The following is an 18,432-nucleotide window of genomic DNA, read 5'->3' as shown; positions in this document are numbered from 1 at the left end:
ACCGAAGGCGACATCGTGACCATGCGCGGATACGCCTACCGCTTCCATGATCTGAGTCAGAACCTAGGGGGTTTCCGGGAACGGATTCTTCCCGGTGCCGGTGCTGACTCGCTCAGGTCAAACGACGTGTTCGCCACGTTCAACCACAACGCGGACAACGTACTTGGGCGGTCGAGTTCGGGAACGCTGCGGACCGGCGAAGACGCCGAAGGCGGCTGGTATGAGATCGACCTACCCGACACCACGACCGGCCGTGACCTAGCCGAACTACTCAAGCGCGGCGACGTGCGCGGCAGTTCCTTCACGTTCACCGTGGACCAGGGCGGGCAGCGTCGGGCAACCGACGATGACCCGGAAACCGGCCTGCCGGTACGGGAGGTCAGCCGCATGAATGTAGTTGAGCTGGGCCCGGTACTGAATCCCGCCTACCTGACCGCAGACGCCACGCTCAGCCGCTCTATCGCGCTGAGCCTTGGCCTTGAGGACCACACCACCGACTCACGTGAGTCGGTGGTCTTTCATCCCGCGCGTGATCTAGTCCGCGCGCTATCACACAAGGGGGGTGTCCGTTAAATGGACGCTACTACTCTCAGCGCGAACTTCGACGCACGCGAGAAGGCGGCTACCGAACTCCGCGCGCTCTCTGATGAGTTCGCCGGTAAGGACATGTCCGCTGAGGCGCGCGAGAAGGAGACTCGACTACTCGACTCCATTGCCGACTATGACGGCCGCGTGAAGCGGGGAGTTGAGGCGATCAAGACTTCTGAGTCCGTGACTTCGCTCATGGCTGGACTCAAGGGCACCGGCAGCAAGAAGGCGACTCAGGACAAGCTAGCCGACGCGGCGGAGCAGCTTCGTTCGATGCCGAAGGACACTTCGGTTTCGTTCGTTCCGGAGAAGCGGGCCGTGGTCGATACAACCACCGGCAAGAACGTCATTCCGCGAACTCTCTTTGCTCAGCTTCTCGCTGAGGCCGTTGAGCGTTCCACGGTCATGCGCAACGGCGCTTCGATTCTCACCACGTCCGGCGGTGAGTCCATCGACTTCACGGTTGTGACCGGTCGCGCGTCGGCTGGGATCGTTGCCGAGAATGCCAACATTCCTGAGAGCACCCCGGCGACAGTTCAGCGGTCGATCCTCGCCTACAAGTACGCGTACGCGTCCGTCGTCTCGACTGAGTTCGTACAGGACCAGGCGCTAGACCTTGTGAGCTTCCTGGTTTCGGACGCTGGTCCGGCGCTGGGTCACGGCATGGGTCAGCACTTCCTAGCGGGTACCGGCACCGGTCAGCCGAAGGGCATTCTGAACGCGGCCCCGGCTGCCGTCGCTACCTACCAGGCAGGCGCAAAGGACGTGACCGTTTCCGATGCGCTCATTGACCTGTTCTACGAACTCCAGTCGTCTTACCGAGGCAATGCGGTCTTCGTCGTCAGCGACAAGACGGCCGCGCTCATGCGCAAGCTCAAGGACGCGAACGGTCAGTACCTATGGCAGTCCGCCCTAACGGCCGGTGCCCCGGACATCTTCAACGGCAAGGCCGTCGCCACAGACGTTGCCATGCCGGACGACAAGGTTCTGTTCGGAGACCTGAGCAAGTACAAGGTCCGGCTAGCCGGACCGCTCCGCGTGGAACGGTCCGTTGATGCCAAGTTCGGCACTGACCAGATCGTCTACCGGTTCATCCAGCGCGCGGACGGTCTGCTTGTTGATGAGCGGTCCGCGAAGGTTCTGACCGTTACCCCCAAGCCGTAAGGCAGGGGCGCTAGTTGAGGCAGACCACCGACTCACGTGAGTCGGTGGTCTGCCCCCTTGGGGGGGGTGGGTGAATGTCGTACGCGACGGTTGAAGAGATTCGAGCGCTGGACGGTCTGGACGACGTGGCGCTATTCCCGAACGAGACGCTGACGGACGCAATCGCGTACGCCATTGAGGTAGTCGAGAACTACACCGGCCGGAAGTGGGAAGGGGTGGACGCTCCCCCCGAAACGATCCGGTGGTGTGTGCGCACACTCACCCGCCAATACTGCCTTGACCTTGTGTCGCGCATTCCGGACAGGGCGCTACAGCTTCAAAGCGAGTTCGGCTCAGTCCAGTTGGCGCAAGCCGGGGGTACGTGGCGACCGACCAGCCTGCCCGAAGTCAACGCGCACTTGAACCGCTACCGCGTACGGCTGCCGTTCATCTTCATGTAAGGGGGCAGTCGTGGCGTTCGTATTCGACGCAAAGGTTGCCCTCTTCGACTGCCTCAAGGCTGCCATTCCGGCAGGGGTGCAATGCACCTTCGCTGAGACCGGCAAGAGCGACAGACGGCAACAGGTGTGGCTAGGGGCCACGGGGGACGAAGAGCTAGCGACCGTCGCCATGCGGCAGGGTCCGCGCAAGCCAACGGCCGTCACAAGCTACGTGGACGTTCACGGGCTGGTCATCACGCCCGGCGACCCCATAGGCGCTGAGAGGGCCGTCTACGGCCTTCGTGACGCCATTGCAGAAGCCTGCCGCTCCGTCGTACCGGCGAGCGTGCCGGGGCTTCTCGACGTGCGGCCGGAATCCTCCGAGACGGAGACGGCCGAATCAACTGACGGCGCGTACGCCGCGCTGACTGTCCGCGTGAGGATTCGCGGCCGGATCACCTAGGGGGAACACATGGCGCTAGACGCTGCCATCGGTATTGGCAAGGAAACGACTTACGGCACCGCTGCCACGGGCACATTGGGCTATGAGGGCAAGTCCGACAGTTGGAAGACCACGCGCGAGTTCATCGAATCCGTGGGCTTCCGTGCCGGTATGCAGACGGCGCGAGCCGACCGGCGAAACATTATCAACATGGGCGGTGAGGGCGAACTAGAGATTGACGTACTGGACGCCGGGGCCGCTGCCCTTCTGGCCGGTTCGTTCGACACCTACAACGGCGGTATCCCGAACGCGACCACGGGGCTTACCACGCACGTCTTCGAGACGGGCTCTAACAGTGCGTCCCCCTCGTTCACGGCACAGATGCTACGGCCGACCACGGACGGCAAGACGGTCGCCTACAAGCACGTCGGATGCGTCGTCACGGAATGGGAACTCACCTCTGAGGTTGAGAACCCCGTGACCCTCACGGCCACGTTCGACTTTCAGGACGTGTCCCATTCGGACAAGCCCGCTGACGCGCTCCCGATTGTGTACCCGGATGAGTCGTACGTGTACGACTGGACGCGTACGGCTATCTCGCTGACCATCGACGGCAACGCCGTAATCGTGGACGCGAACAAGCTTGAGCTGACCGGCGACCGTGGCATGAAGGTTGACCGCCGGTTCCTGCGCGGTAACGCGCTCAAGAAGACTCCCGTACGCGCGGCCATGCCCACGTATGAGGGCACGCTAGAGGGCGAGTTCACCACTGAGGCCGTGAAGCTGTACGAAGCGTTCATTGGCGGCAAGGTCGGGTCACTCGTCATCGACTTCGCGGGCATCCTGCCCGGCACGTCAATGAAGATCGAAGCCCCGGCAATCCAGTTCACGGGCGACAGTCCCGAAGCGTCGGTTGATGACGTGACCGTGACTGAGCTTCCGTTCCGCGTGCTGGACCCCGGAGACGGCCGGTCCGCACTCAAGGTCACGTACGTCGAACCCACCCCCGGCTTTGTTCCGGCGAAGTAGCGAAGCCACCGACTCACGTGAGTCGGTGGTCAAGGGGGAAGCGTGGGGCGCTCGCAATTCTCGGTACAGGTCGAAGGGCTCAACCAACTGAAGAAGACCCTTCGTCAGCTCAAGGACAAAGACCTTTCCAAGAAGGTGCGAGAGGCCAACAAAGAGGCAGCGGAGATAGTCAAGCCGGATGCCCAGAAGGGTGTACCACAGCACACGCGGACCCCGAAGGACAACAAGAGATACCGGCCCGGCAAGTTGGCCAAGTCCGTCAAGGTGGTCGCGTCGGCCAACTCCGCTGCCATCAAGGCGGGAACGTCCGCCCGCGCTCCGTACGCCGGGGCTATTCACTTCGGATTCCCGAAGAGGGGCATTAGCCCGAACCGATTCCTTTACAGAGCCATGGCGCGCAATAGCGACAAGGTCTCTCAGACGTACGAGCGTGAGATTGCCGCCGTACTCCGCGACAAATTGGAGAGCTGAAAATGGGCGCTAAGAAGACCGTGGACGCTGGCAGCCTGGGCGACATCCTTTCCATCGACATCGACAGTCTGTCGATTGATGAGATCGAGACCATCGAAGACATCATTGACGGCCCGCTAGACAGTCTCGGCAAGCCGGGAATGCGAAAGGGCAAGATGCTTCGCGCTATGGCCGTCGTCATCAAGCGCCGTGAGGACCCGACCTTTTCGGCGGACGATGCGGGCAAGCTGCGAATCACGCTCAAGAACAAGCCGAAGGACCCTACCGCGCTCAGCGAGTGATCACGTGCGCGCGTCTGGTCGGCCACTTCCGGGGGCTCACGTGGTCGGACGTACGCGCGCTCTCGCTGAGGGACTTTCACACGCTGACTGACCAGATGATCGCGGACGTTGAGGCACAGAAGAACCAGGACCGGCGCGGCTCGCGCGGCCGTTCCGGGGGTCCGGCGCAAGGGGAGCGACGGACGCCAGTCATGACGTAATTCTCACTCTGTGTATATCAAAACCCCTCGCCGGCTGGGCCGCGGGATATACGCAGCGTAACAACGGGGGGTGTCATGGCTAAGCCGATCACGATTACTTTGCTGGGCGATCTGGACGACCTGAGCCGGTCCCTCAACGAGGGAACCTCAGATGTCACGGCCTTCGCTGATGAGGTTGAGGACGCGCTACGGGCGGCCACGGAGGAAGCCGGGCGGCTGGGTGACGAAGTCGCCAACGGCGCTGACGGAGCGGGTGACTCGCTGGGCGGGCTTGCCGAGAGTTTTGGCGGGCTCGCTGCCGCTGCCGGTATCGCGGTAGGGGCCGCTCTCATTGCCGGTATTGGTGAGGCAATGGACCGGGAAGCCGGTAACGACCTTCTTGCCGCTCAGCTTGGCGCTAACCCCGACGAAGCTAAGCGGCTGGGCGAGGCAGCCGGGGCGATCTATTCGGCCGGATACGGCGAATCCATTGCCGACGCGAATGAGGCGCTAAAAGGTCTGTGGCAGCAAGGTCTAGTTCCGGCCGGTGCCACCGCAGACGAAATGGCGAACATCAGCAAGAAGGCCATGGACGTTGCCAACGTCCTAGGTGACGAAGTCGGGCCGACCGCTAACAGCGTCGGTCAGATGCTCAAGACCGGCATGGCGAAGAACGCCGACGAAGCGTTTGACATTCTCGTCAAGGGCGCGCAAGAGGGCGGCAACAAAGCCGAGGACTTGCTAGACACCTTCAACGAATACTCAACGAACTTCCGGACGCTGGGGCTCAACGGCAAAGACGCCATGGGTCTTATCAGTCAGGGGCTCAAGGGCGGTGCCCGTGACGCCGACTTGGTGGCCGACGCAATCAAGGAATTCAGCCTTGTTGCCGGTGCCGGTGGCGCGGCCGTTGAAGAGACCTTTGACTCAATCGGCCTGAACGGAAAGCAGATTGCCGCTGACGTTGCGGCCGGTGGCGATAGCGCCAAAGGTGCTATGGACAAGGTGCTTGACGCGCTCGCCAAAATGCCCGCGTCGGCTGAGCGGGCAAACGCTGTCAAGACTCTGTTCGGTGGTCCTGGTGAAGACTTGGGCGCTGCCCTCTTCTCGCTGAACGTGGACAAGGCGGCGGGCTCACTCGGCAAGATTGAGGGGGCCGCGAAGAGCGCGGGCGACGTGATGCACGACAACGCGTCACAGAAACTTACGGCCTTCTGGCGTGGTCTCCAGACCCTTGCCGTTGACGTAATCGGGGGCATCGCGCTTCCCGCCATTGAGACACTGGCCGACAAGTTCGCCGCGCTCGCCGGATGGGTGGAACAGAACAAGACCCCCATTCTCACCGTGGCCGGAATCCTTACGGCCGTCATGCTGCCCGCACTCATTCAGTGGGGCGTTCAGTCCGTCGTGTCTGCCGCCCTTGCGGTCGGTGCGTGGATAACCAGCGCGACCGCTTCGACCGGCTCAGCACTGACTCAGGTTGCCGCCTCATGGTCGGTGGTCGGTGGGTGGCTCAAGGTCGGCGTACAGGCGCTTATATCCGGGGCAATCGTGGTGGGTCAGTGGGTGGCCGGTGCGGCTGCCGCGATCCTCAACGGCGCAATCATGGTCGCTACGTGGGTCCTCATGGGGACTCAGGCCATGCTTCACGCGGCCCGCATGGCTGCCGCGTGGCTTCTCGCCATGGGCCCTATCCCGCTCATCATCGCGGCCATTGTGGGGCTCGCCCTTCTGATCTGGGCCAACTGGGACAACATCCAGAAATGGACCGGTGAAGCCTTCGAGTGGGTTTGGAACAAGGTCAAAGCCGTCTTCGAATGGCTCAAGAATCTGTTCCTGAACTTCACCGGCCCCGGCTTGCTCATCAAGCATTGGGACACCATCAAGGTGAAGACGGCCGAAGCCTTTATGTGGGTCCGGGACAAGGCGAAGGCCGGACTAGACGCCGTAGTCGGATTCTTCCGGGACCTACCCGGAAGGGTGCTTGCCTTCGTCGGCAGTGTCGGCAACGCGGCCCGCAACGTCGGTGGGGCGCTGATCAGCAAGCTAGGCGAGGGACTGTCCAAGCTATCGAGCTTCGGGCAGAACATCGGCGCTGCCGTTGGGCGCGGCATCAAGGCGTCTATCAACTCCCTTGTCGACCTACTCAACTGGGCCATTCCCGACCGCATTGGAATTGGCCCCGTGGGTGTCGATATCCCCGCCAACCCCATTCCCAAGATCCGCGCTATGGGTGGTCCGGCTTCCGGTCTGACCAGGGTTGGCGAGCGTGGCCCGGAGTGGCTGAACCTTCCCGGCGGTTCTCACGTGGTCCCGAACCACGCTGCCCCGGCAAGTAGTGGCGTGGTGGTCAACGTGACCAGCAACGCCGACCCGCACGCAATCGGGCGCGAAGTGGCTTGGGCCCTTCGGGTCGCGCCCCGGTAGACCACCGACTCACGTGAGTCGGTGGTCCGAACTCAACAGGGGGCAGGCATGGCGGAGTTGGACGACTGGACATGCGAGTACAACGGTCTGGTCATGGGGTCGCCCGACTCCGCCATATCCCTTGCGGCCGTTGACGGCTTGCTCTCGCTGCCGGACATGCGGACGGCGGACCTGACCCTTGTCCAGAAGCACGGGCTTTACCCCGGTGACGACTACATGAACGGGCGCGCGGTGGTCCTCACGCTTGAGGTCTACGGCAGTACGCGGGAAGAGTTCACGGAAGCGCTGAGCGCCATCTATGCGGCCTTCGCGCCTGCCGACAGGGAAAGACCCCTACGGTTCCTTTTCCCCGGCGTAGCGGGCGACCGAACGGCCTTCGTGAACGTGCGCCCGCGCAAGCGCACGGCACCGCTTGACCTGAACTTCGCACACATGGTGTGCAACGTGTCCGTCGAACTCTTCGCGACCGACCCATACGCCTACGGTGACGCACTGGTCTCGCTGAGCCTGGCAAGCCCCTTCGGTGGCACTGACCCCAAGCTCAGGTTCCGGCAAGCCGGTTCGGTTGCCGCGCTCCCCGTGATTGCGCTGGACAACGCCAAGAACATCAAGCTGACGGATGAGACCACCGGTCAGTTCTTCGGTCTGACCTACGGGGGAAACGCGACCATCAACAGTGCGGCCCAGACCGTGACCTCAAGCACCGGCACGAACCTGAACGACAAGATCACTGCCGGTAGCACGTGGCCGGAATACGGATACGGGGACCACCGGCTAAGCCTCACCAGTGAAGCGACCACGCGCGCCACGGTGGCTAGCCTCATGTGGCGGAATAGGTGGGTCTGATGAGTGCCGCATACTCCGTCGTTCAGACGGACCTCAAGACAGGCAATGTCGTTGCTGTGCTGCCGGTTACCGCAATCCAGTTCACGCACTCGCTGAATGCTGCCGGAACGGCCACGGTCGGCATTCCGCTATTCGCGCCGGAAGCCGACCCGAACTCACTGAGCCCCGGTATCAGCGGCCTTGTCATCCTCCGTAACGGGCTGCCGGTGTGGGGCGGGATTCTCTGGGCTCTAGCCGCTGACATTGCGGCTGGGACGCTGACGCTCAATGCGTCCGGCTATCACTCGCACTACCAGGGCCGTCACTTCGTCACCGGCTGGGCGACACGCACCACGGAGCAAGCCGTCATTCTCAAACGGTTCTTCGACTACTTTAACGCCGACAACGGCATTGGCACGGATGCAAGCGGCATGGCGGCTACCGGCCACTTGAGAACAACGATATGGACCCGGTACGAACTCAAGAATGCCGCTGAGGCCATCGAAGAGCTTGCCGACAACATCGGGGGGTTCAACTTCCGGTACGTCCCTTACTGGGTCACGGCCGGTAAGAAGGTCGGGCACCGCTTCGTCATTTCCAGCCGTGCCGGTACGGCTGCCACGCGCTCGCTGACGCACCGCGTGAACTGCAACGTGACCGGTGTGAGCTACGACAGCACCGCGCTAGCCACGGTCGCCTATGCGGTCGGTGCCGACAAGGGCAACGGGGAAAAGCTGGTCGGCATCTTCGAGAACCCCTCACTTGCCGCCCGAATGCCTGAGCGCGTCATGGTCGGCTCATACGCCGACGTGAAGGAAACCAAGACGCTCATAGATAAAGCACAGGCCACCATCAATGCGGGGGCCGTGCCGGTCGCCATTCCAGAACTCACGCTCTACCCGGACCAGTACAGCCCCCTTGACTTCGTGCCGGGCGACGTGACGGCCATTGACGTTGATGCCGGTTACATCGCGCTGTACGACGAATTCATCGTGACGGAGTGCGCGACGGCCGTTGACGCCAACGGAAGCGAGTCCATCAAGCTCGCTCTAGCGAGTAAGGAACTGTGGAGCAATGCCAACCCAAGCTAACGCCGTGCCCCCGTCCCTGGTAAACGAACTGTCCGAACTCAAGCGGCGCATGACGGCCATTGAGCGAGCCCCGGCACCGGTCAACAGCTTCGACCGGTACCCGCCCGTTGAGTGGGCCGCTCAGGGCCGCCCGCCCGTGGGTAGTAACGTCTGGTCGTCCGTCAGCGTCTCCAACGCTACGGGGCTCACCTTCGACCGCGTTGAGTGCAAGTTCATTACGGACTTCCTTTACACCGGCAAGCGGGAAGCCGAGATACGGCTAGCCGCATTCCGGCACACCGGCAACGCGTCACGCGAGATAGTCAGCGCGTCCGGCGTGCTGAACCTGACCGGCAACGCGAGCCGCACCATTGGCGTTGTGGTCCTCCGCTGGATTCATGGAATCCCGTTCGGCTGGGACTACCAGGACGACACCACCGTTTACACCATCGAGCTACAGCACCGGTACAAGAAGGGCCCGGAGAACCCCAAGGGGCGAACCATCTACGCCATTGCCGCCCCCGAAGATTCAGCCATCAACGGCAACATTCTGAACTGGGGCTACAAACAGGACGACGACGGTAAATGGTGGTGGGTGCCGACGTATCGGGCCGGTAGCCCGTGGGCCCCCGACTTCGTGACCGTGCCGAATGCCGACGAAGGCTCGTACAGCATTTCCGCAATGCAATATTGCGTCGGCCTACCGCAGACCCGCATTCCCGAAGCCAGCGAAAACGGCTGGGCGTGGATCAAGGGAAGTGGCGCGGCGTGGGGGCGTGGGCCGGATCTAACAGAGCCGTTCTTCGGCGTATGAGGATGTGAGCAATGGACTTCACCCGCCTTTACGGCGTCGCTGAGATCGTCATTCCCCTTCTGGTCTTCCTGGCTATCTCCCTGCGGAAGTTCCGCACCGGCATGGAAGCGTCATGGAAGGAAGAGGCGGAAGCCTATCGAAGCAAGGTCGAGCGGCAGTCAGAAGAGCTTGCCGCGCTTCACGTGGAGGTTCGCGCACTCAGGCGCGAGAACGCCGCGCTACAGGCTCAGATTGCTGAGCTTCTGAGCCGCTGACACGTACACCGCAGACCACCGACTCACGTGAGTCGGTGGTCTCTTTCATGCCTAGGGGGTTCGATTGGCAGCGCTACCCGCCAACATTCCTACGGTCGTCGTGCACGGTACCTACATGGGGCCGGACGGCCGACCGCTCGCCGGAACGGTGACGTTCAACGCTCCGTCACTTCTGACGTTCCCAGACTCGGACCTCTTCGTTGCCGGTCCCGTCGTGGCCACGCTGGACGAGAGTGGGCATTTCTCCGTTCGCCTCCCAGCAACGGACGCGCCGAACATGCAGCCTTCCGGCTGGTCGTACGTCGCCAAAGAGAATCTGAGCGGCGTCATTGGTGGGCGCACATTCAGCGTGCTACTGCCGAAGGCCGTACCGGACGTTGACCTTGCCGACATTGCCGCCGCTGACCCGACCACACCCAACTACGTGCCGGTGGCCGGAAGTCAGATATTCACGGGCTCCACTGCCCCGACTTCCGCACTGGGCCGTGACGGCGATTTCTACACGCAGTACGACACGCGCACCCTGCTAGGGATCACGTCCACCACGGTCAGTATGTGGACCAGGGCAGCCGGTTCATGGGCCAAGGTGGGCGACGCGATCCGGGGGGCCGCGTGGTACGTCAGTGCCACATCAACCCCCAGCGCTGACACGAAGGTTGGGGACTTCCTACTCAGGTCCGACACGGGTGAGGTGTGGCAGCGCGGCGCTTCCGGCTGGGGCAACCCCGTTGCGTCGCTCAAGGGTCCGAAGGGGGACGCCGGAGCGACCGGCACGGCTGGGGCTCAGGGGCTCAAGGGCGACACCGGAGCGGCTAGCACCGTGGCCGGACCGAAGGGCGACAAGGGCGACGTGGGCGCGACCGGCGCGACCGGCTCTCAAGGCCCGAAGGGTGACAAGGGCGACCAGGGCGAGCCCGGCAAGGACGGTACCGGAGCGGGCACCGTGACGGCCGTGAACGGCGTGCAGCCGGGCGGTACGGGCAATGTGGCGCTACTGCCGTCCGATGTGGGCGCAATCCCCGTTGCCGACAAGGGAGTTGCCAACGGCGTTGCCACGCTGGACGGCACCGGCAAGGTGCCATCGGGTCAGCTCTCCATTCCGTCCGGCGTTGTCACCACCGTGAACGGCAAGAGCGGGCCCACCGTGACCCTTGCGGCTGCCGACGTGTCCGCGCTCGCTGCCTCAACACGTGGGGCGGTCAACGGCGTTGCCTCGCTGGACGCCACGGGAGACGTGCCCATTGCGCAGATTCCCAACGTCGCACGCAACACGTGGACCCCTCAAGCAATGGGGTTCGCCGCATGGTCCGTCGACCCTGCCGGGGTGGCGAACCCTGCCGCCAAGGCTGCCGTGGTCAAGCGCCTGTACATGTCCGGAATCAACATCACTGAGCCGACCAGCGTCAACGCCGTGGTCATCTTCGCCCGTGGCTGGGCGGGCTCACCGGACGTACCGGCTGCCCGATTCCTCGCCGGTATCTACAACGAAGCGGGTAGCAGAGTCGCAGCGTCGGCCACGATATCCAGCCTTCCCGCCCCCGGTGCCGACAGTGCGCCCGGAGCCAAGAACAACCACATTGGCGCGGTGCCGCTCAAGCTCTCCGCAACCGTGGTTCTGCAACCTGGTCGCTACTGGGCTGCATTCCTCATGTCTGCCGGTGGCGCAACGGACTTCTATTACATGCACACCCAGAATGAGGCCCCTTCGGCACCCGCGAACTTTCACCTAGGCAACGTCTTTCACCGCGCGTGGTCCGTCGCTGGTGACACGCTCACCGCGCTACCGGCAACCGTCAACCAACTGACGGGGGAAGTCGGCATTGACCCTGCCGTAATGGCGCTTGCCGTTGTGGCCTGACCACCGACTCACGTGAGTCGGTGGTCTCTTCGCCCCGTCCGGGCATTCCTGACGGGGCTTTTCCATGGGAGGAACCCAAGACATGGCACGATTCAGCGGCGCTACGTGGCGACCGATTGCAGACAACTACACGGCCGGTGGGCAGGATGCCGTTTACGGCGTGGTCATTCACATCATGGACGGCACGCTAGCCGGTACGGATTCCTGGTTCCGGAACACTGCCGCTCAGGCATCGAGCCACTTCGGTACCGGCCGAAGCGGGGCACTCTACCAGTGGGTTGACACCGCTAACCGGGCTTGGGCTCAGGCAGGCGGAAACCGTACTTGGCTCTCCATCGAGAACGAGGGGCGCGGGGGCGACTCGCTGAGTGACGCTCAGATCAGCCGGTGTGCCGAAGTGCTCGCATGGGCCCACAAGACGCACGGCGTACCGCTACAGCTCACGAAGAGCCCCACGGGGCGGGGGCTGGGCTATCACGGTATGGGCGGTGGCGCGTGGGGCGGTCACACTTCCTGCCCCGGCAGCAAGGTTGTTGCCCAGCTTGACGACATCCTTGCCCGTGCCAAGTCCCTTGCCGGTGGCGGTAGTTCGGGCGGGGGTGGCGCGTCTGGTCCGTCCCGTACGAAGGTCACCATCAACGGGCTTGCCTACGGCTTTGGGGCGCACGGCGACCAGGTGACGAAGGTTGGCAAGGCGCTGGTCTCCAAGGGGTTCGGCAAGCACTACGCGAGCGGTCCGGGGCCGGACTGGTCGGACGCCGACACGCTCAACTATGCGGACTTTCAGCGGTCGTTGGGCTACTCCGGTGCCGACGCTGACGGGGTTCCCGGTGAGACCAGTCTCAAGAAGCTTCTAGGGACGCTGCCGGGCGCGAGCAAGCCCCCGGCTTACCAGCCGTTCCCCGGTGAGGCGTGGTTCAAGAAGAACCCCAAGAGCCCCGTGGTTGCGGCCATGGGCAAGCGCCTTGTGACCGTGGGATGTTCGGCGTACGCGTCGGGTCCGGGGGCTCAGTGGACCGGTGCCGACAAGGCTTCATACGCGAAGTGGCAGCGCAAGAACGGATACACCGGCACGGCTGCCAACGGGTGGCCCGGTAAGGCCACGTGGGACGCGCTCAAGGTTCCGCGCGTCTCGTAACACTCTGTCGTCCCCGCGGTGCCCGGCATGTCCGTTTCTGTCCGGATAGGCCGATGCCGGCGGGGCGCCAGAATTTCACTCAACGTAACGAAACGAGGATTTCAGAATGACCTTCGTCAAGGACCATGCAACCCGCCTTTACGCCGTGCTGGTTGCCGTGCTCGCCCTTCTCGCGCACTACGTGCCGACCCTGCCGACCGCGCTGATTCTGGGCGTTGCTGCGGCCGTGCTGGGTGCCGGTGAGGCAGTGCAGCGCGTAGAGAACGGCAAGACCCTAGACGCGCTTGAGACGGCGGGAATCGTCGCCCGGCACCGCAAGGCGTAATCCGGGGCAACGCTCGCGCTCCCGTGGTTAGGGACAGCACCTAGCCACGGGAGGTAAGCCCCATGGGATATCCGCACATTGCCCTAATCGGTCGCGCTCGCTCAGGGAAAGACACCGTTGCCGCACGGCTGGTAACTCGCTTCGCCTATACCCGCGTTGCCTTTGCCGACCCGCTTAAGGAAATGGCCCTGAGCATTGATCCCGTGGTTGCCTATGAGCCTTCGGGCTTTGGGCCCCTACCGACCCGGCTGAGCGACGTTGTGCGGCGCGTCGGGTGGGAGCGAGCCAAGGAAGAGTTCGGGGAAGTCCGGCGCACGCTACAGCGCGTCGGGCAGTCGGTACGCGAGCAAGACGCCGGTCACTGGGTCGGGCTCGCCATGGACAAGCTAGACGTGGCGGACGCGTGGAACCTGCCGGTGGTGCTGACTGACTGCCGGTACCCGAATGAGGCGGCAGCACTCAAGGCCCGTGGCTTCACGCTGGTGAGGATCACGCGCCCCCAGCGTGCCGCAATGACCATGGGGGAGATCCGCGCGGCACTCCATGAGAGCGAGACGGCGCTAGACGACTATCCGGCCGACGTGACCATTGCCAACGTGGGCACGGTCGATGAACTCAACTCCCTTGCCGACACGCTGACTTGAGCAAACGTCACCCGAAAGAGTGAGCCCCCTTCCTGCTTTGTGCAGGTAGGGGGCTTTTTTCGTATCGGACCACCGACTCACGTGAGTCGGTGCCTTGCGCGCGCTCGCGTACGTGTGCCATTGTTCGACCCGTAAGGCACCGCGAAGGGCGGGGCCACGGGGGGAAGGCGAGAACATGAGCGGCATCACGGCACCGGAGGGTTACCGGACTTTCAGCATGGGGACCGGCAAGGTAGTGCACGCGGCACAGGATGCTGACACGGTCACCCTGTGCGGGAAGCCCTTCAAGGTCGTGAAGCTCGCTCACTCACCTTTCGTGACTTGCTCGGCTTGCGGCAAGAAGGCTGCCATCCTCACCGCCCCGAAGCTTTCCGAAATCGACATTGACACCATCCCCGGACTTGGCAAGAACGCCCGTCCGGTCACCGCAGAGAAGGAAGTTCCCGACATGGCTGCAACGGCGAAGATGGACAAGGCCGCTCAGGACAAGGCAGCCGAAGAGATCCGCACGGACATCGAGCGCCTGCCGTCTCTCATTGCCGAAGGCAAGGCTGACGCCGCTACGGAACTTCAGGCGGAGATCAAGGCCGCATACGAAGCGATCACCGGCACGGGTGCCGCTGGTGTCAAGGCGAAGTTGAGGGCCGAAGCGAACAAGGCCGTCAAGGACGCCGAGAAGGCCGTCAAGGATGCCGAGAAGGCGAAGGCGGCTAAGGCCCCGGCGGCTGAGGTTGAGATCCTGGGAACGAAGGACTTCACGAAGGTTGAGGGTGTCCCGGAGCGCATCACTGCGGCTGCCGAGATGGTCAAGGAAGTTGCCGCACAGAAGTTCGCCCGTGGCAAGGAAGTAGCGGAAGCCATCTTCGACATTCGCTCTCACATTCTTGACAAGGAAGAGGACCCGGACCTGACGGCCCGCAGCGACCAGGCCAAGAAGGCGTCCACCAGCGTCTATGACACCGTGCTTGCCGGGCTGCCGGAAGAGGGCACGAACGAGTCAGCCGACATCATCCGTGAGGCAATCGGGGACATCAAGAAGGATGTCCGTAACGCCATGGGTGATGTGGTTGTTGGCTACGTCCGGTCGCTGGACACCACCCCCGAAGACCCCGAAGAACTCAAGGTAGTTGAGGCGGAGCGGGCGAAGTTCAAGAAGGCACTTGACGCTAACCCGGACCTCAAGCCGTCTGAGGCGATCTACAAGCACTACGAGAAGGCAGGCAAGGCGCTGCCGAGTCAGACCCGCGCCGAGATCGCAAAGGCCAACCGCGAGAAGAAGGCGCTTGAGGCCAAGAAGATCAAGGATGCCGTGGACGCTGGGGAACTCAGCGAGGAAGAGGCCGAAGCGGCGCTCAGCGGTGCGGCTGAGAAGAGCCCCAAGGAACTTCGCGCCGCGTGGATCAAGAAGACTGAGACCGCCTTCAAGAAGCAGATCAAGGCCGTCCGGGAGATCGAAGACGCCGAAGAGCAGGAAGCGGAGTTGGACACGCTGACGGCGCTTCTCGCCAACGTCCGCAAGGAGATCAAGGGCTAAGGCAGACCGGCCACAAGGAAGCCCCCGACTCGCGCCACGGGTCGGGGGCTTCCGCCTAGGAGGGACCACCGACTCACGTGAGTCGGTGGTCCGGGGAAGGGAAGAGCGGCATGACCGAGAACGTGCAAGCGCGCAACTTGGTGCGGGGGGACATGTTCCGCCTCAAGGACGGTAGGCGAGTAGAGATCATGACCGACCCTGAGCCCAGCGTGACAGGGGTCATTGCGGTGACTCTGTGGCAAGTCGACACGGATGACCGCAACTTCTCGTTCACGCTCCGGGGCTCCACAGAGTACGAAGTCGAGCCGGACTAGGTATCGAGCCCGAACCCTGAGCGCCCACCTAAGCGCCCCCTAGCCCCGTCTGGCCCCCGTGGTCCGGCGGGGCTTTGCTATGCCCTCAGAAGGCCACTCAGCCCTTTCTAGGGGTACGGGCAACCCTCACGCTCCCCACCAGGTGACAGAGCACCTAGCCCGTAGGGGGCACACCAGTGGGAAACGTTCGCACAATCCAGCGCGGCGGCAGCCGGTTCTACGTCCACCCGGACCGGCCAGAGATCAAGCACCCCGGCGTTACGTCGGTGGTCGCCATGCTGCCTAAGCCATTCCTCATGTTCTGGGCCGCGAAGATGACGGCCGAACTCGCCGTTGACTCGCTGCCGTTCGTGGCTCAGATGGCTGAGCGCGACCGACAGGGGGCCGTCGACTACCTCAAGGGCGCAAGCCGTAGGTACACGAAGGTGCGAGCCGACGTTGGTTCGGAAGCTCACGACCTGTTTGAGCGCATGATCCGGGGCGAGTTCATCGGCCACGTCCACCCCGACCTTGAGGCGTACCGCGAGAACTTCGCGGCATTCCTGGCAGCCGTGAACCCCGAATTGGTCCGCGCGGAAGACGTGGCTTGGAGTGATGAGCACGGATACGCAGGATCGTTCGACGCCGTGCTACGCGTGTGGCTGGACGAAGACGGCAACCCGACCCCGGACCGTTCCGGCGTGCCGCATCTGCTCATGGTCGATTGGAAGACCAGCAAGGACACATACCCGGACGTTGCCTTGCAGATGAGCGCGTACGCCAACGCTGAGCGGATCATCTCGGCGGACGGGTCCAGCGAGCCCATGCCGGAATTCGACGGCGCGGCCGTACTCCATATCACGCCGGAACTTTGGGCATTCAAGCCGGTACGTATCGACGCTGAGATCTTCGCGTTCTTCCTTGCGCTTCGGAAGGTGTTCACGTGGGACCGGGACGTGTCTAAGTCCGTCATCGGTCGCGCTATCGCGAAGAGCGCCGGACGGCTGATCACCGGCACTCAGCGCCGTGCCCGATAAACGGGGCAACCATCGCGCTCTAAGGGAGCTAGAAACCCATCTAGCTACGGAGACACGCACATGAACGCTCTTGAGGTATTCGAGTTCAACGGCGCTGAGGTTCGTACGCTGACGCGTGATGGGGAACCGTGGTTCGTCGCGTCGGACGTGGCGCGCGTGCTGGGGTACCGGGACGCCGAGAAGATGATTCGCAATCTCGATGCCGACGAAATGGGTACCCACATTGTGGGTACCCATGGCGGGGACCAGCGAGTCAGCGTCATTGGCGAGTCTGGGCTATACGCGGCCGTACTCCGCAGCCGTCGCCCGGAAGCGCGCGAGTTCCGCCGTTGGGTAACCGGCGAAGTCCTCCCGACCATTCGCAAGACGGGCGGCTACGTCCGGGAGGACGCGACAGCTCAGCAAATCGCAGAGCTTAAGGACATGCTCACAACTCAGCTCGAACTCATGCGTCCGGGCTATGAGCACGCATCACGCCAGGAACTCAACAGGGGTGGCGTAACACTGCGCGCTCTCGCTGATGAGTGGGGGGTCACTTACCCCATTGCTTTCGATGTCGCCATGTCATTTGGAGATATCGAGCGCGTCGCATTTCCGAAAGGTGTCACTTACTACGAAGTGACACCCATGGGTCGCCAGTCCGCGCGAGTGCTTCCGGGGGATGCGCGCGGCCGAAGCCCGCGCGTCACGCCCAAGGGGCGAGCTGCATACCTCAAGCGCCTTGAGGCGTGGAGCGCTTAGGCAACCCCCGCGCTCTAGGCCAAGTACGGGGCGGGCCGAAGACGGATAGCACCGACTCACGTGAGTCGGTGCTAGGAACCTCTTCCGCTCGCCCCTCTTCAACCCCCTGACTTGAGGAGTTCGCGCGAATGAAGCTGACCATTTTCGACACCGACCCGAACGCCAAGCCCAAGCCCCGGCAGACCTTTTCCGATGACACCGTTGGCCGGTTCGCTTCCGGCCGACAGGTGGACGGTCAGCCTGAGTCGCTTTCGGAGTGGCGCATTTCCACGGGTGACCCCGTGGTTGCAAAGGCAGTCGCTCAGCTCTTCGGCGGTGAGCCGATCGAGACCGATAGCGCCAACGAGAACTTCATAGACGTGTTCACGGAGCGGGAAACCGTGCTCATTGTGCTGGACGGCCCGGAGTCCGTTTACGCGGATATGAAGCTGTGGAACCGCAACAAGCTGGTTCACCACTGTGACGGCTCCGAATTCCTCTCCCCGGACGAGAAGAAGGGGCAGCCGTGCCACTGCCCGGAACTCTTCGCTGAGCGAAAGCAGGCAGCGAAGGACTTCATGGGCCCCGCCCCTTCGATCACGGTGACGTTCCGGCTCGCTGAGGATCTGGAGCTTGGCAAGTTCAAGTTCCAGTCCGGTAGTTGGACCATGGCGGCCGTGCTTCACGAGTATGAAAACGACCTTGAGGCCGTTGACTGCCCGGCGCTCGCTGAACTCACCCTTGAGCTTGTCGAGTACACCATCAAGAAGGGCAAGAACAAGGGTCGGGCCGTCAGCTACTACAAGCCGGTTATCCACGTGCTCAAGAGCTTCAACGACGCCATTGCAGATGAGCGCTGACCCGTGGCCGACGACATGGTTGCCGACGGTTGGGCGGGCTTCCTAAAGGGGGCGACGGAC

The 18,432-nt window shown here is 63.2% G+C and carries 21 protein-coding genes; all 21 read left to right on the top strand.

All coding sequences use genetic code 11. From position 1 onward, the window contains the following. Positions 1–21 precede the first annotated feature (21 nt). The 21 genes from QMK30_RS10275 to QMK30_RS10175 all read left to right on the top strand — a co-directional run bounded on the left by QMK30_RS10275 (position 22) and on the right by QMK30_RS10175 (position 18,372). On the top strand, positions 22–573 hold the full coding sequence (locus QMK30_RS10275) for an HK97 family phage prohead protease (RefSeq protein ID WP_502963113.1): 552 nt from the start codon (positions 22–24) through the stop codon (positions 571–573). Further along, positions 574–1,752, top strand: coding sequence for a phage major capsid protein (locus QMK30_RS10270; protein ID WP_283516992.1), 1,179 nt, complete (start codon positions 574–576; stop codon positions 1,750–1,752). It abuts the gene before it with no gap. A gap of 74 nt (positions 1,753–1,826) precedes the next feature. Beyond that, positions 1,827–2,192 (top strand): hypothetical protein, encoded by a 366-nt coding sequence (locus QMK30_RS10265; RefSeq protein WP_283516991.1) that lies wholly within the window; start codon positions 1,827–1,829, stop codon positions 2,190–2,192. Positions 2,193–2,202: 10 nt separating this feature from the next. Then, positions 2,203–2,634: a hypothetical protein gene (locus tag QMK30_RS10260; RefSeq protein WP_283516990.1), complete on the top strand. Its 432-nt coding sequence runs from the start codon at positions 2,203–2,205 to the stop codon at positions 2,632–2,634. Positions 2,635–2,643: 9 nt separating this feature from the next. Continuing rightward, complete coding sequence (locus tag QMK30_RS10255; RefSeq protein ID WP_283516988.1) at positions 2,644–3,642, top strand: phage tail tube protein; 999 nt, start codon at positions 2,644–2,646, stop codon at positions 3,640–3,642. A gap of 42 nt (positions 3,643–3,684) precedes the next feature. Further along, entirely contained in the window at positions 3,685–4,113 is a 429-nt protein-coding gene (locus QMK30_RS10250; protein WP_283516986.1) for an HK97-gp10 family putative phage morphogenesis protein, read from the top strand. A 2-nt stretch (positions 4,114–4,115) separates the two neighbouring features. After that, positions 4,116–4,394, top strand: coding sequence for a hypothetical protein (locus tag QMK30_RS10245; RefSeq protein WP_283516985.1), 279 nt, complete (start codon positions 4,116–4,118; stop codon positions 4,392–4,394). Between the two features lie 275 nt (positions 4,395–4,669). Then, a complete protein-coding gene (locus QMK30_RS10240) occupies positions 4,670–7,000 on the top strand; it encodes a phage tail tape measure protein (protein ID WP_283516983.1) in 2,331 nt (776 codons plus the stop codon). Between the two features lie 48 nt (positions 7,001–7,048). Next, positions 7,049–7,846 carry a phage tail family protein gene (locus tag QMK30_RS10235; protein ID WP_283516981.1) on the top strand — a complete coding sequence of 266 codons (798 nt, stop codon included), beginning with the start codon at positions 7,049–7,051 and terminating at the stop codon, positions 7,844–7,846. Further along, positions 7,846–8,916, top strand: coding sequence for a hypothetical protein (locus QMK30_RS10230; protein ID WP_283516979.1), 1,071 nt, complete (start codon positions 7,846–7,848; stop codon positions 8,914–8,916). Before QMK30_RS10235 ends, QMK30_RS10230 begins: the two co-directional genes overlap by 1 nt. A gap of 4 nt (positions 8,917–8,920) precedes the next feature. Next, positions 8,921–9,709, top strand: a complete 789-nt coding sequence (locus QMK30_RS10225; protein WP_283516977.1) for a hypothetical protein — start codon at positions 8,921–8,923, stop codon at positions 9,707–9,709. An 11-nt stretch (positions 9,710–9,720) separates the two neighbouring features. Continuing rightward, positions 9,721–9,963, top strand: a complete 243-nt coding sequence (locus tag QMK30_RS10220; protein ID WP_283516975.1) for a hypothetical protein — start codon at positions 9,721–9,723, stop codon at positions 9,961–9,963. Between the two features lie 100 nt (positions 9,964–10,063). Beyond that, positions 10,064–11,821 carry a collagen-like triple helix repeat-containing protein gene (locus tag QMK30_RS10215; protein WP_283516973.1) on the top strand — a complete coding sequence of 586 codons (1,758 nt, stop codon included), beginning with the start codon at positions 10,064–10,066 and terminating at the stop codon, positions 11,819–11,821. A gap of 82 nt (positions 11,822–11,903) precedes the next feature. Further along, a complete protein-coding gene (locus QMK30_RS10210; RefSeq protein WP_283516971.1) occupies positions 11,904–12,959 on the top strand; it encodes a peptidoglycan-binding protein in 1,056 nt (351 codons plus the stop codon). 106 nt (positions 12,960–13,065) lie between these two features. Further along, positions 13,066–13,284, top strand: a complete 219-nt coding sequence (locus QMK30_RS10205) for a hypothetical protein (RefSeq protein ID WP_283516969.1) — start codon at positions 13,066–13,068, stop codon at positions 13,282–13,284. Positions 13,285–13,346: 62 nt separating this feature from the next. Continuing rightward, a complete protein-coding gene (locus tag QMK30_RS10200) occupies positions 13,347–13,928 on the top strand; it encodes a nucleoside/nucleotide kinase family protein (protein WP_283516967.1) in 582 nt (193 codons plus the stop codon). Positions 13,929–14,103: 175 nt separating this feature from the next. Continuing rightward, positions 14,104–15,462: a hypothetical protein gene (locus tag QMK30_RS10195; RefSeq protein ID WP_283516965.1), complete on the top strand. Its 1,359-nt coding sequence runs from the start codon at positions 14,104–14,106 to the stop codon at positions 15,460–15,462. 110 nt (positions 15,463–15,572) lie between these two features. Next, the gene (locus QMK30_RS10190) at positions 15,573–15,776 is read left to right on the top strand and encodes a hypothetical protein (protein WP_283516963.1); all 204 of its coding nucleotides are present in this window, start codon (positions 15,573–15,575) and stop codon (positions 15,774–15,776) included. 176 nt (positions 15,777–15,952) lie between these two features. Then, positions 15,953–16,792, top strand: a complete 840-nt coding sequence (locus QMK30_RS10185) for a hypothetical protein (RefSeq protein WP_283516961.1) — start codon at positions 15,953–15,955, stop codon at positions 16,790–16,792. A 60-nt stretch (positions 16,793–16,852) separates the two neighbouring features. Continuing rightward, a complete protein-coding gene (locus QMK30_RS10180) occupies positions 16,853–17,533 on the top strand; it encodes a BRO-N domain-containing protein (RefSeq protein WP_283516959.1) in 681 nt (226 codons plus the stop codon). A gap of 128 nt (positions 17,534–17,661) precedes the next feature. Continuing rightward, positions 17,662–18,372, top strand: coding sequence for a recombination directionality factor (locus QMK30_RS10175; RefSeq protein ID WP_283516958.1), 711 nt, complete (start codon positions 17,662–17,664; stop codon positions 18,370–18,372). The last annotated feature ends 60 nt before the right edge of the window (positions 18,373–18,432 follow it).

It is taken from the genome of Streptomyces sp. H27-C3, assembly GCF_030063415.1.
Taxonomy (GTDB): Bacteria; Actinomycetota; Actinomycetes; order Streptomycetales; family Streptomycetaceae; genus Streptomyces.
Note: the sequence above shows the minus strand (reverse complement) of the source record. Positions and strands in the feature narration are given on the sequence as shown.

Bases quoted from the DNA above. Each gene is read 5' to 3' on its own strand.
- QMK30_RS10275 (WP_502963113.1), top strand. From the start codon at position 22: ATGCGCGGATACGCCTACCGCTTCCATGATCTGAGTCAGAACCTAGGG.
- QMK30_RS10270 (WP_283516992.1), top strand. From the start codon at position 574: ATGGACGCTACTACTCTCAGCGCGAACTTCGACGCACGCGAGAAGGCG.
- QMK30_RS10265 (WP_283516991.1), top strand. From the start codon at position 1,827: ATGTCGTACGCGACGGTTGAAGAGATTCGAGCGCTGGACGGTCTGGAC.
- QMK30_RS10255 (WP_283516988.1), top strand. From the start codon at position 2,644: ATGGCGCTAGACGCTGCCATCGGTATTGGCAAGGAAACGACTTACGGC.
- QMK30_RS10245 (WP_283516985.1), top strand. From the start codon at position 4,116: ATGGGCGCTAAGAAGACCGTGGACGCTGGCAGCCTGGGCGACATCCTT.
- QMK30_RS10240 (WP_283516983.1), top strand. From the start codon at position 4,670: ATGGCTAAGCCGATCACGATTACTTTGCTGGGCGATCTGGACGACCTG.
- QMK30_RS10235 (WP_283516981.1), top strand. From the start codon at position 7,049: ATGGCGGAGTTGGACGACTGGACATGCGAGTACAACGGTCTGGTCATG.
- QMK30_RS10230 (WP_283516979.1), top strand. From the start codon at position 7,846: ATGAGTGCCGCATACTCCGTCGTTCAGACGGACCTCAAGACAGGCAAT.
- QMK30_RS10220 (WP_283516975.1), top strand. From the start codon at position 9,721: ATGGACTTCACCCGCCTTTACGGCGTCGCTGAGATCGTCATTCCCCTT.
- QMK30_RS10210 (WP_283516971.1), top strand. From the start codon at position 11,904: ATGGCACGATTCAGCGGCGCTACGTGGCGACCGATTGCAGACAACTAC.
- QMK30_RS10205 (WP_283516969.1), top strand. From the start codon at position 13,066: ATGACCTTCGTCAAGGACCATGCAACCCGCCTTTACGCCGTGCTGGTT.
- QMK30_RS10200 (WP_283516967.1), top strand. From the start codon at position 13,347: ATGGGATATCCGCACATTGCCCTAATCGGTCGCGCTCGCTCAGGGAAA.
- QMK30_RS10195 (WP_283516965.1), top strand. From the start codon at position 14,104: ATGAGCGGCATCACGGCACCGGAGGGTTACCGGACTTTCAGCATGGGG.
- QMK30_RS10190 (WP_283516963.1), top strand. From the start codon at position 15,573: ATGACCGAGAACGTGCAAGCGCGCAACTTGGTGCGGGGGGACATGTTC.
- QMK30_RS10180 (WP_283516959.1), top strand. From the start codon at position 16,853: ATGAACGCTCTTGAGGTATTCGAGTTCAACGGCGCTGAGGTTCGTACG.
- QMK30_RS10175 (WP_283516958.1), top strand. From the start codon at position 17,662: ATGAAGCTGACCATTTTCGACACCGACCCGAACGCCAAGCCCAAGCCC.